The following is an 18897-nucleotide window of genomic DNA, read 5'->3' as shown; positions in this document are numbered from 1 at the left end:
ATCACAGCTTGAATTGCATGGATTTGAACTCGAGGTATTCGTCGAGTCCATAGACGCCGTTCTCGCGCCCGAACCCCGACTGCTTGAAACCGCCGAACGGCGCGGCCATATTCCACGCTCCGCCGTTGATGTCGACCTGCCCTGTGCGAATGCGCCGCGCGACGCCGGCCGCGCGCTCATCGCTGCCGGCCCATACCGCGCCGCCGAGTCCATAGGGTGAGTCATTGGCGATTCGCACGGCTTCTTCCTCGTCCTTGTATGTGAGGATCGAGAGCACCGGGCCGAAGATTTCCTCTTGCGCGATCGTCGCCTTCGGATGCACGCGGCCGAATACCGTCGGCTTCACGAAAAAGCCTCTGGATAAACCATCCGGCAGACCCGTCCCGCCGGTCACGAGTTCAGCGCCCTCCTCGACGCCCTTCGCGATGTATTGCTGCACACGCGACTGCTGGAGCGCCGAAGCCAACGGTCCGAGCCGGGTCGTCTCGTTGCGCGGATCGCCGGCCACGTACGCCTCGGCGGCCTGCTTCGCGAGCGCGCGCGCTTCGTCGTAGCGCGCCTCGGGCACCAGCATGCGCGTGTGGGCGGAGCAGGTTTGTCCGGAGTTCAGGAAGCATGCGTCGACGGTGCCCTTCACCGCCGCCGCGAAATTCGCATCGTCGAGGATGACCGAGGCCGATTTGCCGCCGAGTTCGAGCGCGACGCGCTTGACCGTCGCCGACGCCAGCTCGGACACCCGCTTGCCGGCGCGCGTCGAACCGGTGAACGACACCATGTCGACCGACGGATGGCTCGCGAGCACCTCGCCCACCACCGGTCCGTAACCGCTCACCAGATTGAACACGCCGGCCGGCAAGCCGGCTTCGTGGATCGCCTCGGCGAGCACGAACGCATTCAACGGCGCGACCTCCGACGGCTTGAGCACCACCGTGCAGCCCGCAGCGAGCGCCGCGGCGACCTTCAGCGTGATCTGGTTGAACGGATAGTTCCACGGCGTGATCGCCGCCACCACGCCGACCGGCTCGCGCACCACCAGCGAATTGCCGACGCGCTCCTCGAACTGGAACTCCGCTGCGAGCTTCGCGTAGGCACCCCAGTTGTAGATCGGGCTACCCACCTGAATCGCGCGCGCGAGTTTCAACGGCATGCCGACTTCGCCGGCGATCAGCGCGGCCAGTTCGTCGGTGCGCGCCTTCAGGTTCGCTGCGATCTTGCGCAGATAGTCGCCGCGTTCGGCGGGCGGCGTCGCGGCCCAGGCGTCGAAGGCGACGCGCGCGGCGGCAATCGCGTTTTCCGCATCGGCTTCGATGCCTTCCGGGATGCGGCCCATGATCTCCTCGGTGCCCGAGTCGATCACGTCGATCGTGCCGGTGCCGCACGGCGCGATCCATTTGCCGTCGATATAGAGCTTGTCGTAGGTCTTCATGATGGTCCGTCCGTGGCTCAGGATTGATCTATCCATTCTAGTCAGCGCTGCGACGCCTGACTGTGTGCAATCTTCGGGCCATGAAAAAAGCCCGCTTCGAGGAAGCGGGCCTGGCGGTGCCACATGACGCCTGGGCGAGAGGCTCGAAAACCTTACTGCACACCCTGGCTCAACAGGAAATCTTCATAGTTGCCGCCAAAGTCGTTCAGCGTGCCGTTGGTCTTCACTTCGATGATGCGATTCGCCAGTCCGCTCACGAACTCCCGGTCGTGGGAGACGAAAATCAGCGTGCCTTCGAACTTGTCGAGCGCGATTTGCAGCGATTCGATCGACTCCATGTCCATGTGGTTGGTCGGCTCGTCCATCAGCAGCACGTTGTGGCGGCCCAGCATCAGCTTGCCCCAGATCATGCGGCCCTTCTCGCCGCCGGACAGCACCTTCACCGACTTGCGGATGTCGTCCGCATTGAACAGCAGCCGGCCGAGCGTGCCGCGCACCATCTGCTCGTCGTCGCCTTCCTTGCGGTACGTGTCGATCCAGTCCATCAGCGTGACGTCGTCGGGAAATTCCTCGTACGTGTCTTGCGGCATGTAGCCGACGTTCGCGTTCTCGGCCCACTTCACGGTGCCGTGATCGAGTTGCAGCTTGCCGAGCAGCGCGCGCAGCAGCGTGGTCTTGCCCGCGCCGTTCTCGCCGATGATCGCGATCCGCTCGCCCGGCTGCACGCTGATGCTGAAGTCGTTGAAGATGGTGCGCTCGTACTTCTTCGTGATGCGCTCGGCGACCACGGCGATGTTGTGCAGCTTCTTCTCGTACTCGAAGCGGATGAACGGGTTCTGCCGCGACGACGGCTTGAATTCCTCGATCTTGATCTTGTCGATCATCTTCAGACGGCTGGTGGCCTGGCGCGCCTTCGACTTGTTGGCCGAGAAGCGGCGCACGAAGTCCTGCAGATCGGCCACGCGTTCCTTCGCCTTCGCGTTGGCGTTCTGCTGACGCTCGCGCGCCTGCGTGCTCGCCAGCATGTAGTCGTCGTAATTGCCCGGATAGACCTTCAGCGTGCCGTAGTCCATGTCCGCCATGTGCGTGCAGACCTGGTTCAGGAAGTGGCGATCGTGCGAGATGATGATCATCGTCGAGTTGTACTGGTTCAGCACGTCTTCCAGCCAACGGATCGAGTTGATGTCCAGGTTGTTGGTCGGCTCGTCGAGCAGCAGCACGTCCGGCTTCGAGAACAGCGCCTGCGCGAGCAGCACGCGCAGTTTCCAGCCCGGCGCCACGTTGCTCATCGGGCCGTTGTGGTCTTCGATCGCGATGCCGATGCCGAGCAGCAGTTCACCCGCGCGCGCCTCGGCCGTATAGCCGTCGTACTCGGCGAACTTCGCTTCGAGTTCGGCGGCGTGCATGTAGTCGTCGTCGGTGGCGTCGGGGTTCGCGTAGATCGCGTCGCGCTCGGTCATCGCGGCCCACATTTCGGTGTGGCCCATCATCACGACGTCGAGCACCCGCACGTCTTCATAGGCGAACTGGTCCTGGCGCAATTTACCGAGGCGCACGTTCGGCTCGAGCATCACGTTGCCCGAGCTCGGCTCCAGATCGCCACCCAGAATCTTCATGAAGGTGGATTTACCGCAGCCGTTCGCACCGATCAGGCCATAGCGGTTCCCTTCCCCGAATTTGACCGAGATGTTCTCGAAGAGGGGCTTTGGCCCGAATTGCATGGTGATATTGGCGGTAGACAGCACGGCGCGTCCCTTTGAATGTGATATCGGCGAAAAACCGCATATTTTAGCAGGTTATCGCGAATTTAACCTGCGCGCGCGGCCTGCGGCCGGGCCTCAGCGCCGCGCGGCGCGGGCCGCGCGTCCACGAAGGCGTGGCGAATGGCCCGCCTGGCCTCGCGTTCGCCACCCGCCCCATTTATCGGGTACGCGACGTGCGACAACGCTCGTTCGAACGGCGAACGGTGCCGGCGGCGCGCGCGATCCGTTGCCTATACTTTTTGGACACCCACGAAGAGGAAAGGAGGAAGTTCATGTCAGACCACGTCTACAAGCAGATCGAACTCACGGGTTCGTCGACCAAATCGATCGACGACGCCATCAGCACCGCGATCGCCCGAGCGTCGAAAACCTTGCGCAATCTGCACTGGTTCGAAGTCACGGAAACGCGGGGCCAGATCGAGGACGACAAAGTCGCTTACTGGCAGGTGACCATCAAGGTCGGCTTGCGTATCGAGTAAAGGCGGCGTTGCGCTTGCCTGCTACGCAAAACCCGAAGCGCCGAAACGAAAAAAGCTGCGTCCGCATTGGACGCAGCTCCTTGCACAGCGTGCTAAAAGCGCTTGCCCGCCGATCACCACGCGCGTCGGTCGCGAGCCCCTGGCTTATTTATTTCGGCAGCGAGCCGTCCACGCCTTCCACATACCAGTTCAGACGTTGCAGTTCGGGATCGGTCAGCGTCTTGCCGGCCGGCACCTTCACCGCGCCCGCCTGATCCTTGATCGGGCCCGCGAACACGTCCCACTTGCCGCCCGCCAGTTCGTCGCGCTTCGCGGCGACCTTCTTCTGCGCGTCGGCCGGCAGCGCCGACGTGTTCAGGTCTTCGAGATCCACGGCCTTGTGCGGAATCCCCCACCACACCGGATCGTTCTTCCACTTGCCGTCCAGCACCTGCTGGATCGCCGCGTTGTAATACACGCCCCAATGCGCGACCACCGAACCGAGGTGCGCGTCGGGGCCGAACTTCTTCATGTTCGAATCCCAGCCGAACGCGTGCACGTGCTTGGCCGATGCGGTCGCGAGCGTGGCGCTCGAATCGGTGTTTTGCAGCAGCACGTCGGCGCCCTGGCCGATCAGCGTTTCAGCGGCCTGCTTCTCCTTGCCCGGATCGAACCAGCTATTGATCCAGATGACCTTGGTATGCACCTTCGGATTCACCGAGCGCGCGCCGAGCGTGTACGCGTTGATGTTGCGGATCACCTCGGGAATCGGCACCGAGGCGACGAAGCCGAGCGTGTTGGTCTTCGTCACGTAGCCCGCGGCGACGCCGGCCAGATACGCGCCCTGATACATGCGCACGTCGTAGGTGCCGAAGTTCGGCGCCTTCTTGTAGCCGGTTGCGTGCAGGAACACGGTGTCGGGAAAATCTTTCGCGACCTTGAGTTCGAAGTCCTGGTAGCCGAAGCTCGAACCGATGATGATCTTGTTGCCCTTGTTCGCCAGATCGCGGAACACGCGCTCGGAGTCGGCCGATTCGGGCACGTTCTCTATGCGGGTGATCTTGACCTTGCCGCCGAACTTCGCTTCGGCTTCCTTCGAGCCCTGATCGTGCGCGAAGGTCCAGCCGGCATCGCCCGGATTGCCCAGGTAGACGAACGCGACGCCCGGCGCCTCCGCGGCCTGCGCGCTTTGCGCGAGCGGCGCGCTCAACGCCGCACCCAGCGCCAGCGACGCCGCGCCCCCTGCGAAAGCGGTCAGCAGATTGCTTCTCTTCATGTTTTCTCCTGTCGTGTCTGTCGAATGTGAGTGTGTCGAATCAATGAAACGTGCGCCTCGCTGCGCAATCAGCCCGCCGAGAAAAACGGCCTGCCGAGCGATGCTGGCGCATTCAGGCGAATGGTGTTCGGGTTGCGCGAAATCAGCACCAGCACGACGACCGTCGCGACGTACGGCAGCATCGCGAGGAATTGCGTCGGCACGGGCACGCCGATCGCCTGCGCGTAAAACTGCAGGCCCGTCACGGCGCCGAACAGCAGCGCGCCGATCAACAGACGACCCGGCCGCCACGTCGCGAACACCACCAGCGCGAGTGCGATCCAGCCGCGGCCCGAGGTGAGCTGTTCCTGCCACAAATGCAGATTGACGATCGAGTAATAGCCGCCCGCGAGTCCCGCCATGCCGCCGCCGAAGGCCACCGCGCCGTAGCGCACGCCGACCACCGGAAAGCCGACCGAATGCGCGACTTGCGGCGATTCGCCGACCGAGCGCAGCACGAGGCCCGCGCGCGTGCGATAAAGAAACCAGCCGATCACGGCGAACATCAGGAACGCGAGATAGTCGAGCGGCGTGAGGCTGAAGAACGCGGGACCGATGACCGGAATCTTCGAGAGGCCGGGAATGGTCCACGTTCCGATCGTCTCGCGCACGGCGGCCGACGTGTACGGCTTGCCGACATAGGCGGACAGGCCGATGCCGAAGATCGTCAGCGACAAGCCGGTGGCGACCTGGTTGGCGAGCATCGTGAGCGTGAGGAACGCGAACAGCAGCGACATCGCGAGACCCGCGCCGATCGCGGCGAGCACGCCGAGCCACGGGTTGCCGGTGATCGCGGTGACCGCGTAGCCGGTCACCGCGCCCATCAGCATCATGCCTTCGACACCGAGGTTCAGAACGCCCGACTTCTCGGTGACGAGTTCGCCCGCGCCCGCGAACATCAGCGGAATCGCGGCGGTGACGGCGCTCGATGTGAGCGCGCTGGCTTGTTGAATATCCATGAGATCCGGCGTGAAAAATCAGTGAGCCAATGAGTCAGCCGATCAGCGAGCCAATCGGCGAATGAGCGAGTGAGCCGATCAGTGAACCTGCGGCGCCAGCGAACGGCGGCGCACGCGGTAGTTCACGAACAGGTCGGCGCCCAGCAGGCAGAACAGGAGAAGCCCCTGGAACACGCCGGAGAGCGCCTGCGGCAACTGCATCGAGGTCTGCACCGCTTCGCCGCCGAGGTACAGCAGCGCCATCAGCAGGCTCGCGAGCACGATGCCGAGCGGATGCAGCCGCCCGACGAACACGACGATGATCGCGGTGAAGCCATAGCCCGGCGACCACGTGGCCTGCAACTGGCCGATCGGGCCGGAAATCTCGCCCATGCCGGCGAGGCCCGCGAGGCCGCCGCTGATGAGCAGCGACGTCCAGATGGTTTTCTTGTCGGAGAAGCCGGCGTAGCGCGCGGCGAGCGGGGCGAGACCGCCGACGTTCATCCGGTAGCCCGCGAAGCTCTTGCGCATGAACAGCCACACGAGCGGAATCGCGATGAGGGTGACGAACAGCGACGCGTTCAGACGCGTGCCGCGCAGCCATTTCCAGTGCCAGTCGCCGGAAAAGGTCGGATAAAGCGCGTCGCCGCCGAACATTTCGGAGAGCGGGAAATTCATGCCCTGCGGATCGCGCCACGGGCCGCTCACCAGATAGATCAGCAGTTGCGTCGCCACATACGTGAGCATCAGGCTGACCAGAATCTCGTTGGTGTTGAAGCGGCTTTTCAGCAGCGCGGGAATGGCGGCCCACGCCATGCCGCCGAGCACGCCGGCCGCCATCATGGTCGGCAGAATCCACCAGCCGGTGGCCTGATCGAAATAGATCGCGACGCCGCTCGCGGCGATGCCGCCCAGCAGCATCTGCCCTTCCGCGCCGATGTTCCAGACGTTGGCGCGATAGCCGATCGCGAGGCCGAGGCCGATCAGGCACAGCGGCGACGCTTTCAGCAGCAGTTCGGACCAGCCGTTCACGCTGGCAAGCGGCTCGATGAAAAACGCGTGCATTGCCTGCAGCGGATCACGGCCGACGAGGCCGAAGATCAGAAAGCCGATCGCGAGCGTGAGCAACGCGGCGATCAGCGGCACGGCAAGCTGCATCGCGCGCGAGGGCGTGGTGCGTGCTTCGAGTCGATACGGAAGAATCATGGGTAGCGTGTCGTTATGTTGGGTTCTGGCCGTGCCGATTCGCTTCAGGCGTGCGCCGGCTGTTCCGCCGAAGGCGCCGCGCCCTCGCGGTCGCCGAACAGGCCCGCCATCCAGCGGCCGATTTCCTCGGCGTTGGTCGCGCCGGTGGCGCGCACCGGCGAGAGCTTGCCGCGCGCGAGCACCGCGATCCGGTCGCAGATGTCGAACAGTTCCTCCAGTTCCTCGGAGATCACCAGGATCGCCACGCCGCGAGCCGACAAATCCAGCAACTGCTGACGAATGAACGCCGCCGCGCCGACGTCGACGCCCCAGGTCGGCTGCGCGACCACCAGCACCTTGGGAGACTGCAATATCTCGCGGCCCATGATGTATTTCTGCAGATTGCCGCCGGAGAGACTTTGCGCCAACGCTTCCGAGCCGCCGCAGCGCACGTCGAAGGCTTCGATGCAGCGCCTCGCGAACGCGCGCATCGCGCCCGCCTTGATCCAGCCGGAATTCACCATCTGCTGGCGATGCGCGGTAAGCAGCGCGTTCTCCGACAGCGTCATCGCCGGCACCGCGCCGCGGCCCAGCCGCTCTTCCGGCACGAAGCCGAAGCCGAGCGCGCGCCGCGCGCCCGCGCCGAGCCGCCCCGCCGGCTTGCCGCAGATCGTGACCGCATCGGCGCGCACACCGCGCTTTTCGCCCGATAGCGCCGACAGCAATTCGGCCTGCCCGTTGCCCGACACGCCCGCGATGCCGAATATCTCGCCGGCATGCACGCCGAACGACACGTTCTCGAGCGAGGTGCCGAACGGATCGTCGCTCGTCACCGACAACCGTTGCACGTCGAGCAGCACCGCGCCCGGCTTGTGTTCACGACGCGTGTAATCCGGCAGCGAATGACCGACCATCAACTGCGCGAGCGACGCATGCGTTTCCTCTTTCGGCTTCACGTGACCGGTCACGCGGCCGCCGCGCATCACGGTGGCGGTGTCGCACAGTTCCTGGATTTCGTCGAGCTTATGGCTGATGTAGAGAATGCTGCAGCCTTCGGCGGCGAGCCGCCGCAGCGTCTCGAACAGCTTGCGCACCGCTTGCGGCGTGAGCACCGAAGTCGGTTCGTCCATGATCAGCAGGCGCGGGTTCTGCAACAGACAGCGCACGATCTCCACGCGTTGCCGCTCGCCCACCGTCAGGCTATGCACGTGACGCTGCGGGTCGATGTCGAGGCCGTAATCGGCGGAGACTTCGCGAATACGCTTGGACAGCGTCTGCAGGTCGAAGGGCTCGTCGAGCGCAAGCGCGATGTTTTCGCCGACCGTGAGCGTCTCGAACAGCGAAAAGTGCTGGAACACCATGCCGATGCCGAGCTTGCGCGCCGCCGCCGGACTCGCGATCTCGACCGCCTCGCCTTCCCAGCGGATCTCGCCGGCGTCGGGCCGCACCGCGCCGTAGATGATCTTCATCAGCGTGCTCTTGCCGGCGCCGTTTTCGCCGAGCACCGCATGGATTTCACCCGGCGCGACGATCAACGTGACGTCGTCGTTGGCGCGCACGGCCGGGTACTGTTTGGTGATGCCCTCGAGCACCAGCCGGGGCGCCGCCTGTTCCGGCGTCGTTGCCGGCTGCGCGGCGGCGCCGTCGCTATAAGAAGAGTCGCTCATGTGTTTCCGTAGTACGTCGGTGACTGCCGGTTACAACGCGTCCGCCCGCCTTGCCGGCAGACGATCCGTCACCACAACCGGATGACGATACCTAATTCGACCCACTCAGTCGAGCCTTCAAAATTCCCGCAAACCCGCGCCACTGCTTGCTTTGCGGGTATGCCACCCTTGACGCGGTTTTTCGTCCATATTAAAACGCATATACCCACACGCCCATTCGATCAGCCAGAACATATATTTCGGAGAAGTCATGAGCCAGCAACGCGAGGCGATCGATACCTACCTGCTACGCGTCTTGCACACCCTCTTGATGGAGCGCAGCGTGACGCGCGCCGCCGTCAAGCTGAATCAATCGCAACCCGCCATCAGCGCCGCGCTGCGCCGTTTGCGCGACATCACCGGCGACCCGCTGCTGGTGCGCGGCAAATCCGGCATGGTGCCGACCGAATACGGCCTGCGCCTGCTCGAACCGGTGCAGAACGCGCTGCGCGAAATCGAGCGCATCAAGTTCCAGCAGCACAACTTCGATCCGGCGACCTCGATCCGCTGCTATCGCATCGGCTGCCCGGACTACCTGAACGTGCTGTTCGTGCCGACGGTGGTCGAACGTTTTCGCCAGGCCGCGCCGAACGCGACGCTCGAATTCCATTCGCTCGGCCCCGCCTTCGACTATGAACTCGCGCTCGAGGACGGCAAGCTCGACATCGTGGTCGGCAACTGGCCCGAGCCGCCGGAGCAATTGCATCTGTCGAATCTGTTCGTCGATCAGATCGTCTGCCTGATGAGCAACGCGCATCCGTTCGCCAAACGCGGCGGGCTCACGCTCGACCAGTACCTCAATGCACCGCATCTCGCGCCGACTCCGTATTCGGTGGGCCAGCGCGGCGCGATCGACGTGCACCTCGCGCGTGAGCGCCTGAAGCGTCACGTGGTCGTCACGTTGCCGTACTTCAACCTGGCGCCGTATGTGCTCATCAAGTCCGATCTGATCTTCACGACAACGCGCCTCTTTGCCGATTACTACGCGAAGTTCCTGCCGCTCACCGTGGTGCCCGCCCCGCTCGATTTCCCGCCGATGCAGTACTACCAGTTGTGGCACGAACGCGTGCACTACTCCGACGAAGTACGCTGGCTGCGCGGTCTGGTCGCCGAAGCGACCCGGACGTTGATCGACAAGCCCTGAAACCCTGGCGCTCCGCTATCGGCATCCAGGCTGCATGCATGCCGATAGCATCGCTTGCCGTTCTTGCGGTTTTACGCCGCCGCCTCGTAAAGCGTCCGCGCCAAGCGGTTATGCCGCTCGATGACCGGTCCGAGTTCCAGCGTCGTCAACCGTCCGTCCTTCACGACTACCTTGCCGCCGATCACGCTGTAGCTCACCTGCGACGGCGCGCAGAACACCAGCGCCGCGACCGGGTCGTGCAACGCGCCCGCGAAGAGCGGCTGACGCAGATCGAACGACACGAAGTCCGCCGCCATGCCCGGCGCCAAGGCGCCGATGTCGTCGCGACCGAGCACCTGCGCGCCGCCGAGCGTCGCGATTTCCAGGGCTTCGCGCGCGGTCATCGCATCCGGGCCGAAACCGACTCGCTGCAACAGCAGCGCCTGACGCACTTCCGCGATCATCTGCGCGCCGTCGTTCGATGCCGAACCGTCGACGCCCAATCCCACCGGCACGCCCGCAAGACGCATCCGCTTGACCGGCGCGATGCCCGACGCGAGCCGCATGTTCGAGCACGGACAGTGCGCGACGCCCGTGCCGGTGCGCGCGAATAGTTCGATGCCGGTTTCGTCGAGTTGCACGCAGTGCGCGTGCCAAACGTCATGGCCGACCCAGCCGAGGTCTTCCGCATATTCGGCCGGCGTCATGCCGAACTTCTCGCGGCTGTACGCGATGTCGTTGACGTTTTCCGCGAGATGCGTGTGCAGCGACACGCCGTATTGCCTTGCCATGACCGCCGATTCGCGCATCAGATCGCGGCTCACGGAAAACGGCGAGCATGGCGCGACCACGATACGCAGCATCGCGTAACGCCCTTCGTCGTGATACGTCTCGATCAGTCGCTGCGTGTCCCGCAAGATGTCCGCTTCACGTTCCACCACCGAATCCGGCGGCAAGCCGCCGTCTTTGCGGCCCACGCTCATGCTGCCGCGGGCCGCGTGAAAACGCATGCCGATCCGGCGCGCGGCCGCGATGCTGTCGTCGAGCCGGCTGCCGTTCGGGTAGATATACAAGTGATCGCTCGAGGTCGTGCAGCCGGAGAGCAACAGCTCCGCCATCGCGGTCAACGTCGAGACTTCGATCATTTCCGGCGTGAGGTTCGCCCACACCTTGTAGAGATTCGTCAGCCAGCCGAACAGCTCGGCGTTCTGCGCGGCGGGCAGCGCGCGCGTCAGGCTCTGATACATGTGGTGATGCGTGTTGACGAGCCCCGGAATCACCAGTTGACCGCGCATGTCCAGCACCTCGTCGGCGCTTGACGGCAACTCCGCCGTCGGGCCGACCGCGACGATGCGGTTGTCCTCGATATACAGGCCGCCGTCGCGCAGTTCGCGCCTCGCGCCGTCCATCGTGACCAGTACGTCCGCGTGCTTCACCAGCATCGTTCTTTTCGGCTCGTTGACCGCTTGCTCCATCGTCATTCGTTTCTCCGCTTCATGCTTGCCGTGCAAAGCCGTTCGAACGCGATGCGACGGCACGCTCGCCGTGCCGCCGCGTTCCGTCGAACGCCGTTGGCCCGGTTACCCAGCGTGTTTGCGCCGTCTTCGGGTGGCGCCGCGCGTGAGTCTGGTTAGGCTAAGGTTCGACTCGCGTTTGCTGCGGCGCACAGCCGTAACCTTCGACGGTCAAAATAACGCTGACAACTCGCGCCGGTGCGATACCCAACTTCACGCCGGCGATATAGTGGGTCTTTTTTGGCCCCGCTACGATCGAATCCACTGCACGGGTCGAACGAAACGGCTCGTGGCCGCTTCCAGCGGAGTGTCCGTCATGCGCCAGCTATTATCTTTCCTATCTCGCGCGCACCGACACGAACAAGCTTTTTACAATGGATGCCACGGCGCTCGCTTCATTTCGCCGACGGGTATGTAGCCACTGACGTGGAGCCTCGATCCGCCGCAACCGTATCTGGATCGGGCCGCCGCCGAAACCTCGCATTCACATAAGGAAAATTGCGAATGGGAAAGCTCACCACCCATGTGCTCGACACCGCGAACGGCCGTCCCGGCGCGGGCATCAAGGTCGAACTCTTCGCGCTCTCGGGCGACACGCGCCGCGCGCTCAAATCCACTCTCACCAATAGCGACGGCCGCTGCGATCAGCCGCTGCTCGAAGGCGACGCACTGGTCGCGGGCGAATACGAACTCGTATTCGGCGCCGGCGATTACTTCGCGTCGATCGGCGCGAAGGTGCCGGAGCCGCGTTTCGTCGACCGTGTGGTGCTGCGCTTCGGCGTGGCCGACCCCGCCGCGCACTATCACGTGCCGCTGCTGGTGTCGCCGTGGTCGTACAGCACGTATCGAGGCAGTTGAGGAAACACGTCATGGGGACGTGCGGTCCGCGTGCCCAGAACAACGGCGCCGTGCGAACTGAGCGCACCGCGTCTTTCACCCCGCATTCCGCGCGATCACGCGTTGCATGCCGATTACCCGCGCTCGGCGGGTCCCTGAAAAGGCAATCAAGGCACTCGCGTCGTCGCGCGATAAAACGAATCAGAAGTGGAGGAGTTTCATGGAAGGCTTTATCACCGACTGGCTGAATCTGGCGATTCGCTGGTTCCACGTCGTCGCCGCGATCGCATGGATCGGCGAGTCGTTCTATTTCGTCGCGCTCGACAACAGCCTCAAACCGCCGCAGGACCCGAACCAGCGCAAACGCGGCGTGTTCGGCGAACTGTGGCACGTGCACGGCGGCGGCTTCTACAACATGCAGAAGTACACCGTCGCGCCGCCGGAAATGCCGGAAGATCTGCACTGGTCGAAGTGGCCCTCGTACACCACGTGGCTGTCGGGCTTTGCACTCTTTACCGTGCTGTATCTGTTCTCGCCCACGACTTATCTGATCGACAAGAACGTGCTCGACATGGGTCCGGTGGTCGCGGTGGCCTCGGCGCTCGGCTTTCTCGCCGCGGGCTGGATCGTCTACGACTCGCTGTGCCGCATTCTCGGCAACCGGGATACGGTGCTCGGCATCTGCGTCGGCGCTTATGTGCTGATCGCGACGTGGCTCGCGTGCCATATCTTCGCGGGCCGCGCGGCTTACCTCATCATGGGCGCGATGCTGGCGACGATCATGTCGGCCAATGTGTTCTTCGTGATCATTCCGGGCCAGCGCAAGATGGTCGACGCGATGCTCAAGGGCGATACGCCGAATCCGGTCTACGGCAAGCGCGGCAAGCAGCGCTCGGTGCACAACACGTATTTCACGCTGCCGGTGGTGTTCGCGATGCTGTCGAATCACTACGCGATGACCTACACGCATCCGTACAACTGGGCGGTGCTCGTCATCATCATGCTGGCCGGCGCGCTGATCCGCCAGTTCTTCGTGATGCGTCACCGCGGCCAGGTGCTGTGGTATCTGCCGATAGTCGGCGTCGTGCTGATGTTCGGCGCGCTGTTCTGGACCATGCCCAAGCCGATGGTGCCGCAAGCGCAGGCCGCGAACGCGCCGGCGGTCAAGGTGGCCGACATCGCGCCGGTGCTGCAACAGCGCTGCGCCGCCTGCCATTCGGCGCATCCGACGATGATGGGCAGCGCGCCGGCCGGCGTGCTGCTCGATACGCCGGATGAAATCTCGCAGAACGCGCAGCGGATCTATCAGCAGGCGGTGACGTTGAAAGCGATGCCGCTCGGCAACGTCACGCACATGACCGACGAAGAGCGCATGAAGATCGCCGCGTGGTTCGAAGGCGGTGCGGTGAAGTAGTCGAATGGCCGGCGGGAGGCCCGGTTTCGGTGAGGTATGAGGCGGGTTTTTCGCGCGAGCGGGGAACCCGTTTTTATTTTGGGATTTGCGCAGCGACATTGCGTATAAATGTAGCCTTTGGGACACAAAAATCGAATTTCTCCGCTGGTTTGTAGCCCTTGAGATACAAATTCTCGACCACGATTTGTCGCTCACGGGCTACAATAAAGATGAAATGATGAAAATTGAGGCCTTGGGGCTACAAATGACCAATCTCGCTGACGTCTCCGATATGCTGCGCGCCATACGGCGCGAAACCAGGCTCTCGCAAGAAGAACTGGCGCGCCGGGCCGGTGTTGCTCGCACTACGGTCGCACGCATGGAAACGCTCGCTAAAAACGACATGAGCGTGTCCGTCCTCGTACGCCTGCTCGAAGCGGCGGGCTACGATCTCAAGGTCGTGGCGCATGGGCACGCACGCACGCTCGAAGACATCCTCGCCGAGCAACGCATGCCGGATCAGAATTCATGAGGCTCGACGTCCAGGTGCTGGGCAAGAACGTCGCCACGCTGTTTCGCGAGCGTGACGACTATGTCCTCAAATACAACCGCGACGCGACGGCCGCCGACTTCGTCAGCCTGACCATGCCGGTGCGTGAAGAAGCGTGGCGCTGGCCGCGCGACCTGCATCCGTTTTTCCGGCAGAACCTGCCGGAAGGTTATCTGCTGAACCTGATTCGCGAACAATTCGGGCCCTTGCTCGACGGCACCGATCTCTCGCTGCTGGCCGTGGTGGGCGCGATGGGGATCGGACGCGTCACCGTCACACCCGAGGGCATGCCGCCAGGCACCGACCTGCAAGCGCTGGACGTGCGGGATATTCTGCACGGCGACAACACGGCCGAGCATTTCGCCGCATTGGTGCGCGACTACGCGCGCGCCGCCATTTCCGGCGCGGTGCCGAAGTTCATCGCGCCGCAAGCCCAGGCCCCCGGCACCTCCACGCCAATGCCGGTGACACTGGGCAAACCGACGATTCGCACGAGCCGCCATATCGTCAAAGGCTCCGACGACAACACGCCGTTTCTCGGCTTCAACGAGTTCCATTCGATGCGCGTACTCGAACGGCTCGGTGTGGCGCCGGTCGCGCGTACGCAGATGTCGGACGATGGCCGGGCGCTGATCGTCGAACGTTTCGACGTGGATGCGCACGGATTGCCGGCGTATGGTGTCGAGGACCTGTGCGGCCTGTTGGGCTTACCGCCGCATGAGAAATACAACTCCACCAGCGAAAAGATGCTCAATGCCGCGAAGGCCTATCTGCTCGATCGCGACAGCATGCGGCAGCAACTCGAACGGCTCGGCTGGCATCTGCTGACCAACTATGTCGTGCGCAACGCCGACTGTCATACGAAGAACATCGCGCTGCTCTACACGTCGGTGGACGACGTCACGTTCACGCCCGTCTACGACATCGTCACGACTCAGGCTTATCCGCGTTTCGCCGCCAACCCGCCGGGGCTTCCGATCGACGGCCGCAAAAGCTGGGCGGCCGGCAAAACACTGGAGCGTTTTTTCAACACCCGCATGGGGATTCCGCCGCGGCAATATGCGCAGATGGTCGAAGCATTGTGCGATTCGGCCGTCGCAGTCGGTCACGAGTTGATCGAAGCGGCACGCAATGAGTCGCCATGGCGCAACGTCGCCAAGCAGATGCTGCACGCATGGGACGACGGAATGACCTCATTGCGGTCGCCGAAAAAAAGCCTTCAGTTCAAGGGACTCAAACCGGCGATCGAAGCCGCCGGCTTTTCCGCACCTGAGCCGGCGGAACGCGCGCGTGAAGTAATCGGGCGCTCACCGCTACTCGCCAAGCGTGGCTGAACACGCCGATCCCGTCCATCGCCTGCGCTCACAAAAGCGAAAGCCCACGGCCTGCGCCGTGGGCTTTCGCATCAGCATCAACAACCCGCTCATTGCGCCGAAGCAATGCGCTTCAAACAGTCACCGCGCTCAACGCATCCTCGGTGAGCCACAGCGATTCAGCCAGATCCTGCTCATTCAGATTGAGCCCCTCGCCGCCGCGATCCACGACGATGAAGTCGCTCACCTCGCCCAGCGCGATCAGCGGATGATGCCAAACGCCCTTCGCATAATTGACGCCCTGCCAGCCGCTCGTCACGAATGCGCGAATCCGCTGCGCGTCGAGTTCACCCGCCGGCGCCACCACCACGAGATACGGCTTGTCGTTCAGCGGCACGAACGCCTGGCTGCCTAGCGGATGACGCTCCAGCATCGTCACCTCGAACGGCAACGTGCGCGGCTGTCCGCGAAACAGGTTCACCAGCGTGCGGCCGTTCTCGTCGGTGACGTCCACTTTCGCGAGATCGTGATAGCGGATCGTCGTGCCGAGATTGATCGGAATCTGCTTCGCGCCTTCGAGTTCGATGACGTCGCCGAATGCGGCGAACGCTTCCTTGGTCAACGGTTCGATCGCCAGCGTTTTCATCATGCGAGCGTGCCCCACAGACGCAGACGCGACACGCCGCCATCCGGAATGATGTTAAAGCGCACATGCGTGACAGGACCGAGCGCGGCGATTTCGCTTTCGAAGTCATGCTGCTTGTCCATCTCCAGCTTCTGTTCGCCGAGCAGCACCGGCCAGAACATCGCTTGCGTGACGAGCGAGCTGTCCGTGCCGCCCGTCACGTACGCGGCCTGAATCGAGCAGCGGTCGGGATAGTTACCCTTGAAGTGGGCCGTATCCACTTCGATTTTCCTGATCACGCCCGGCTGCGCCAGCGCGACGATCGCCCAGTCGTTGCCCGGTTCGCGGCGGCGGCGCGTTTCCCAGCCGTCGCCCATGTTCACGCCACGGCCCGGCATCAGAATCGTCGAGGCCGCGCCGAAATGCTGGTTGTTCGCCGCGACCAGATACGCGCCGTTTTCCATCGCGGCCAGATCGAACTGCTCGGTGCGGCTCGCGCCCGCCCAGTCGACTTGCGGCTGACCGTACACGCGCAGACGCGCGATGCCGCCGTCCGGATAAATGTTCACGCGCAGATGCGTGTACGCATTCGCGTCGCTGACTTCGTGATAGTGATGGCTGTTGCCTTGCAAGGTGGTGGACGGAACGATTTCGGTCCATTGCGTCGACTGGTTCGGCACGCCGTCCGTCACGCGCGCGGCTTCCACGGAAGCGGCCGGCGGAAAGTTGCCCGTGAAGTGGCTGGTATCGAGGTCGAGCCCCTTGATCACGCCAGCGCGCGCGAGCTTCACGATGCACCAGTCGTAGCCGGTGGCGCGCTTGCGGCGCGTTTCCCAACCGTCCATCCACTTGCCGTTGTCGTCGTACTTGCCTGGAATGAAGACGGCCGGCTCGGGATTCAGCATGCGTTCCTTCGGTGCGAAGAATTCGTCGCTGGCCTCGAGCGCCTGCGCGCCCAGACGCGGGTCCGCCAGGTTCACATAGCGGCGCGTGAATTCCGGTGCGTTAGGGTCGAGAATCGGGAGTGCCATCTTTATCTTCCTTGGTGTTGGTTGATGCCGGGAAAACGTTTCGGTTCGAGGATCGCGACGCGTGGCTAACGCGCTACGCGTCGATCAGATCGTCGAGCCGCAAACGTGCGATGCGGTAGATCTGATCGAGGCTCGCGCGCAATTCGTCGGCGCGGCTGTTGTTCACGCGCGCCTCGAAGTTCGCGATGATGCCGTGGCGGTCATAGCCGCGCACCGCGAGAATGAACGGAAAACCGAACTTCTCGCGATACGCGCGATTGAGCGCGACCAGCTTGTCGAATTCCTCCTGGGTGCATTGAGCGAGACCCGCGCCGCTTTGTTCGCGCGTGGACTCGGCCGTCAGTTCGCCGCGCACCGCCGCTTTCCCCGCGAGTTCCGGGTGAGCGTTGATCAACGCGAGCTGCTTCTCCTCGCCGGCCGTTTCGACGATGTGGGACATCTTGCGATGCATTTCGTCGATGCCGCTGAACGGCCGCTGCCGCGCGGCGATTTCCGCGACCCACGGCGAGTGCTCGAAAATGCCCGACAGCGCCGCGACGAACGCGTCGGCTGGAATGCTGTTGAGTTGCGCCAGGGTGTAGTGCATCGCCTTCATGCCGCCGCTCCGCGGCCGCCCGGTTGATAAGGATGATGGTCGCGCCAGTGCCGCGCGATGTCGACGCGCCGCGTCACCCAGACGCGATCGTGCTGTTCGAGATGATCGAGAAAACGTTGCAGCGCGCGAAAGCGCCCTGGGCGGCCGAGCAGGCGGCAGTGCATGCCGATCGACAGCATCTTCGGCGCTTCGTCGCCTTCTTCGTACAGCACGTCGAATGCGTCCCGCAGATACGTGAAGAAGTGGTCCGCGGTGTTGAAGCCTTGCGGGCTGGCGAAGCGCATGTCGTTGGTGTCGAGCGTATACGGCACGATCAGTTGCGGCACCTTCGCGCCGCCCGTTACGTCGACCTCCATCCAGAACGGCAGATCGTCGCCGTAGTAATCGGAGTCGTACAGGAAGCCGCCGTATTCCGCCACCAGACGATGCGTGTTGGGACTGTCGCGCCCGGTGTACCAGCCGAGCGGCCGCTCGCCGGTCGCGCGCTCGATCGCTTGCATGCCGAGACGCATATGCTCGGCCTCCTTCTCCGGCGACATGTCCTGATAGTGAATCCAGCGATAACCGTGGCAGGCGATCTCGTGACCGAGTTCGACAAAGGCGCGCGCCACGTCGGGATTGCGTTCCATCGCCATGCCGACGCCGAACACCGTGAGCGGCAAGCCGCGCTTTTCGAATTCGCGCAGGATGCGCCACACGCCGGCGCGCGAGCCGTATTCGTAGATCGACTCCATGCTCATGTGACGAGCCGGAAAAGACGCCGCGCCGACGATCTCCGACAGGAACTGCTCCGAGCCCGGATCGCCGTGCAGCACGCAGTTTTCACCGCCCTCTTCGTAGTTCAGGACGAATTGCACCGCGACGCGCGCTTGCCCCGGCCAGTTCGCCTGCACCGGGTGGCGGCCGTAGCCGATCAGATCGCGTGGGTAGTTCGGGTCGAGTGGCATGGTTTGACGGATGCGTGGTGACGGTACATGAAAGTCGCGCTGGATTATCGCGTGAGCTAGCGTGCGGCGAGCAGGCGGCTGACGCTGGCGCGGCGCGCAAATACCGCTGGAAAACAGCGGCAAAAGCATTTCGCGCACCCGCGACGAGTGGAACCAGTGTAGCGAAAACGCTCCGACG

Annotated in this window: 17 protein-coding genes; 6 read left to right on the top strand and 11 right to left on the bottom strand. The window is 63.7% G+C overall.

Annotated features, from left to right (window positions below):
• Position 1 precedes the first annotated feature (1 nt).
• Complete coding sequence (locus BUE39_RS07955) at positions 2 to 1426, bottom strand: aldehyde dehydrogenase family protein (RefSeq protein ID WP_073428092.1); 1425 nt, start codon at positions 1424 to 1426, stop codon at positions 2 to 4.
• Positions 1427 to 1578: 152 nt separating this feature from the next.
• The gene (locus BUE39_RS07950) at positions 1579 to 3171 is read right to left on the bottom strand and encodes an ABC-F family ATPase (RefSeq protein WP_073428091.1); all 1593 of its coding nucleotides are present in this window, start codon (positions 3169 to 3171) and stop codon (positions 1579 to 1581) included.
• A gap of 290 nt (positions 3172 to 3461) precedes the next feature.
• On the opposite strand from BUE39_RS07950, the gene BUE39_RS07945 reads away from it, so the two are divergent.
• A complete protein-coding gene (locus tag BUE39_RS07945) occupies positions 3462 to 3668 on the top strand; it encodes a dodecin (RefSeq protein ID WP_073428090.1) in 207 nt (68 codons plus the stop codon).
• Positions 3669 to 3816: 148 nt separating this feature from the next.
• Here BUE39_RS07945 and BUE39_RS07940 read toward each other — a convergent pair whose 3' ends face one another.
• The 4 genes from BUE39_RS07940 to BUE39_RS07925 all read right to left on the bottom strand — a co-directional run bounded on the left by BUE39_RS07940 (position 3817) and on the right by BUE39_RS07925 (position 8752).
• On the bottom strand, positions 3817 to 4923 hold the full coding sequence (locus BUE39_RS07940; protein WP_073428089.1) for a BMP family ABC transporter substrate-binding protein: 1107 nt from the start codon (positions 4921 to 4923) through the stop codon (positions 3817 to 3819).
• A gap of 68 nt (positions 4924 to 4991) precedes the next feature.
• Positions 4992 to 5921 (bottom strand): ABC transporter permease, encoded by a 930-nt coding sequence (locus tag BUE39_RS07935; protein WP_073428088.1) that lies wholly within the window; start codon positions 5919 to 5921, stop codon positions 4992 to 4994.
• 78 nt (positions 5922 to 5999) lie between these two features.
• A complete protein-coding gene (locus tag BUE39_RS07930) occupies positions 6000 to 7106 on the bottom strand; it encodes an ABC transporter permease (protein WP_073428087.1) in 1107 nt (368 codons plus the stop codon).
• A 44-nt stretch (positions 7107 to 7150) separates the two neighbouring features.
• Positions 7151 to 8752: an ABC transporter ATP-binding protein gene (locus BUE39_RS07925; RefSeq protein WP_073428086.1), complete on the bottom strand. Its 1602-nt coding sequence runs from the start codon at positions 8750 to 8752 to the stop codon at positions 7151 to 7153.
• 250 nt (positions 8753 to 9002) lie between these two features.
• Here BUE39_RS07925 and BUE39_RS07920 point away from each other — a divergent pair, with 250 nt between their 5' ends.
• Entirely contained in the window at positions 9003 to 9935 is a 933-nt protein-coding gene (locus tag BUE39_RS07920; protein WP_073428085.1) for a LysR substrate-binding domain-containing protein, read from the top strand.
• A gap of 71 nt (positions 9936 to 10006) precedes the next feature.
• Here BUE39_RS07920 and BUE39_RS07915 read toward each other — a convergent pair whose 3' ends face one another.
• On the bottom strand, positions 10007 to 11395 hold the full coding sequence (locus tag BUE39_RS07915) for an 8-oxoguanine deaminase (protein ID WP_073428084.1): 1389 nt from the start codon (positions 11393 to 11395) through the stop codon (positions 10007 to 10009).
• A 537-nt stretch (positions 11396 to 11932) separates the two neighbouring features.
• On the opposite strand from BUE39_RS07915, the gene uraH reads away from it, so the two are divergent.
• The 4 genes from uraH to BUE39_RS07895 all read left to right on the top strand — a co-directional run bounded on the left by uraH (position 11933) and on the right by BUE39_RS07895 (position 15542).
• Complete coding sequence (uraH, locus tag BUE39_RS07910) at positions 11933 to 12286, top strand: hydroxyisourate hydrolase (RefSeq protein WP_073428083.1); 354 nt, start codon at positions 11933 to 11935, stop codon at positions 12284 to 12286.
• A 199-nt stretch (positions 12287 to 12485) separates the two neighbouring features.
• A complete protein-coding gene (locus tag BUE39_RS07905; RefSeq protein ID WP_073428082.1) occupies positions 12486 to 13679 on the top strand; it encodes a urate hydroxylase PuuD in 1194 nt (397 codons plus the stop codon).
• Positions 13680 to 13923: 244 nt separating this feature from the next.
• The gene (locus BUE39_RS07900; RefSeq protein WP_073428123.1) at positions 13924 to 14190 is read left to right on the top strand and encodes a helix-turn-helix domain-containing protein; all 267 of its coding nucleotides are present in this window, start codon (positions 13924 to 13926) and stop codon (positions 14188 to 14190) included.
• A complete protein-coding gene (locus BUE39_RS07895) occupies positions 14187 to 15542 on the top strand; it encodes a type II toxin-antitoxin system HipA family toxin (protein ID WP_073428081.1) in 1356 nt (451 codons plus the stop codon). Before BUE39_RS07900 ends, BUE39_RS07895 begins: the two co-directional genes overlap by 4 nt.
• Before the next feature lie 112 nt (positions 15543 to 15654).
• On the opposite strand, the gene BUE39_RS07890 is transcribed toward BUE39_RS07895, so the two are convergent.
• The 4 genes from BUE39_RS07890 to puuE form a co-directional block, all read right to left on the bottom strand.
• A complete protein-coding gene (locus BUE39_RS07890; RefSeq protein ID WP_073428122.1) occupies positions 15655 to 16167 on the bottom strand; it encodes an ureidoglycolate lyase in 513 nt (170 codons plus the stop codon).
• Positions 16167 to 17177 carry an allantoicase gene (gene alc / locus BUE39_RS07885; protein ID WP_073428080.1) on the bottom strand — a complete coding sequence of 337 codons (1011 nt, stop codon included), beginning with the start codon at positions 17175 to 17177 and terminating at the stop codon, positions 16167 to 16169. The genes BUE39_RS07890 and alc overlap by 1 nt, the downstream gene beginning before the upstream one ends.
• Before the next feature lie 73 nt (positions 17178 to 17250).
• A complete protein-coding gene (uraD, locus tag BUE39_RS07880) occupies positions 17251 to 17772 on the bottom strand; it encodes a 2-oxo-4-hydroxy-4-carboxy-5-ureidoimidazoline decarboxylase (RefSeq protein ID WP_073428079.1) in 522 nt (173 codons plus the stop codon).
• Positions 17769 to 18719: an allantoinase PuuE gene (puuE, locus tag BUE39_RS07875; protein WP_073428078.1), complete on the bottom strand. Its 951-nt coding sequence runs from the start codon at positions 18717 to 18719 to the stop codon at positions 17769 to 17771. The genes uraD and puuE overlap by 4 nt, the downstream gene beginning before the upstream one ends.
• Positions 18720 to 18897 lie beyond the last annotated feature (178 nt).

This window comes from Paraburkholderia terricola, assembly GCF_900142195.1.
Classification (GTDB): Bacteria; Pseudomonadota; Gammaproteobacteria; order Burkholderiales; family Burkholderiaceae; genus Paraburkholderia; species Paraburkholderia terricola.
The sequence above is the reverse complement of the archived record's forward strand: the minus strand, read 5'-3'. Positions and strand labels throughout refer to the sequence as shown.

Bases quoted from the DNA above. Each gene is read 5' to 3' on its own strand.
- BUE39_RS07905 (WP_073428082.1), top strand. From the start codon at position 12,486: ATGGAAGGCTTTATCACCGACTGGCTGAATCTGGCGATTCGCTGGTTC.
- BUE39_RS07940 (WP_073428089.1), bottom strand. From the start codon at position 4,923: ATGAAGAGAAGCAATCTGCTGACCGCTTTCGCAGGGGGCGCGGCGTCG.
- uraH (WP_073428083.1), top strand. From the start codon at position 11,933: ATGGGAAAGCTCACCACCCATGTGCTCGACACCGCGAACGGCCGTCCC.
- BUE39_RS07895 (WP_073428081.1), top strand. From the start codon at position 14,187: ATGAGGCTCGACGTCCAGGTGCTGGGCAAGAACGTCGCCACGCTGTTT.
- BUE39_RS07925 (WP_073428086.1), bottom strand. From the start codon at position 8,752: ATGAGCGACTCTTCTTATAGCGACGGCGCCGCCGCGCAGCCGGCAACG.
- BUE39_RS07935 (WP_073428088.1), bottom strand. From the start codon at position 5,921: ATGGATATTCAACAAGCCAGCGCGCTCACATCGAGCGCCGTCACCGCC.
- uraD (WP_073428079.1), bottom strand. From the start codon at position 17,772: ATGAAGGCGATGCACTACACCCTGGCGCAACTCAACAGCATTCCAGCC.
- BUE39_RS07900 (WP_073428123.1), top strand. From the start codon at position 13,924: ATGACCAATCTCGCTGACGTCTCCGATATGCTGCGCGCCATACGGCGC.
- BUE39_RS07945 (WP_073428090.1), top strand. From the start codon at position 3,462: ATGTCAGACCACGTCTACAAGCAGATCGAACTCACGGGTTCGTCGACC.
- BUE39_RS07920 (WP_073428085.1), top strand. From the start codon at position 9,003: ATGAGCCAGCAACGCGAGGCGATCGATACCTACCTGCTACGCGTCTTG.
- BUE39_RS07930 (WP_073428087.1), bottom strand. From the start codon at position 7,106: ATGATTCTTCCGTATCGACTCGAAGCACGCACCACGCCCTCGCGCGCG.
- alc (WP_073428080.1), bottom strand. From the start codon at position 17,177: ATGGCACTCCCGATTCTCGACCCTAACGCACCGGAATTCACGCGCCGC.
- puuE (WP_073428078.1), bottom strand. From the start codon at position 18,719: ATGCCACTCGACCCGAACTACCCACGCGATCTGATCGGCTACGGCCGC.
- BUE39_RS07890 (WP_073428122.1), bottom strand. From the start codon at position 16,167: ATGAAAACGCTGGCGATCGAACCGTTGACCAAGGAAGCGTTCGCCGCA.
- BUE39_RS07955 (WP_073428092.1), bottom strand. From the start codon at position 1,426: ATGAAGACCTACGACAAGCTCTATATCGACGGCAAATGGATCGCGCCG.
- BUE39_RS07915 (WP_073428084.1), bottom strand. From the start codon at position 11,395: ATGACGATGGAGCAAGCGGTCAACGAGCCGAAAAGAACGATGCTGGTG.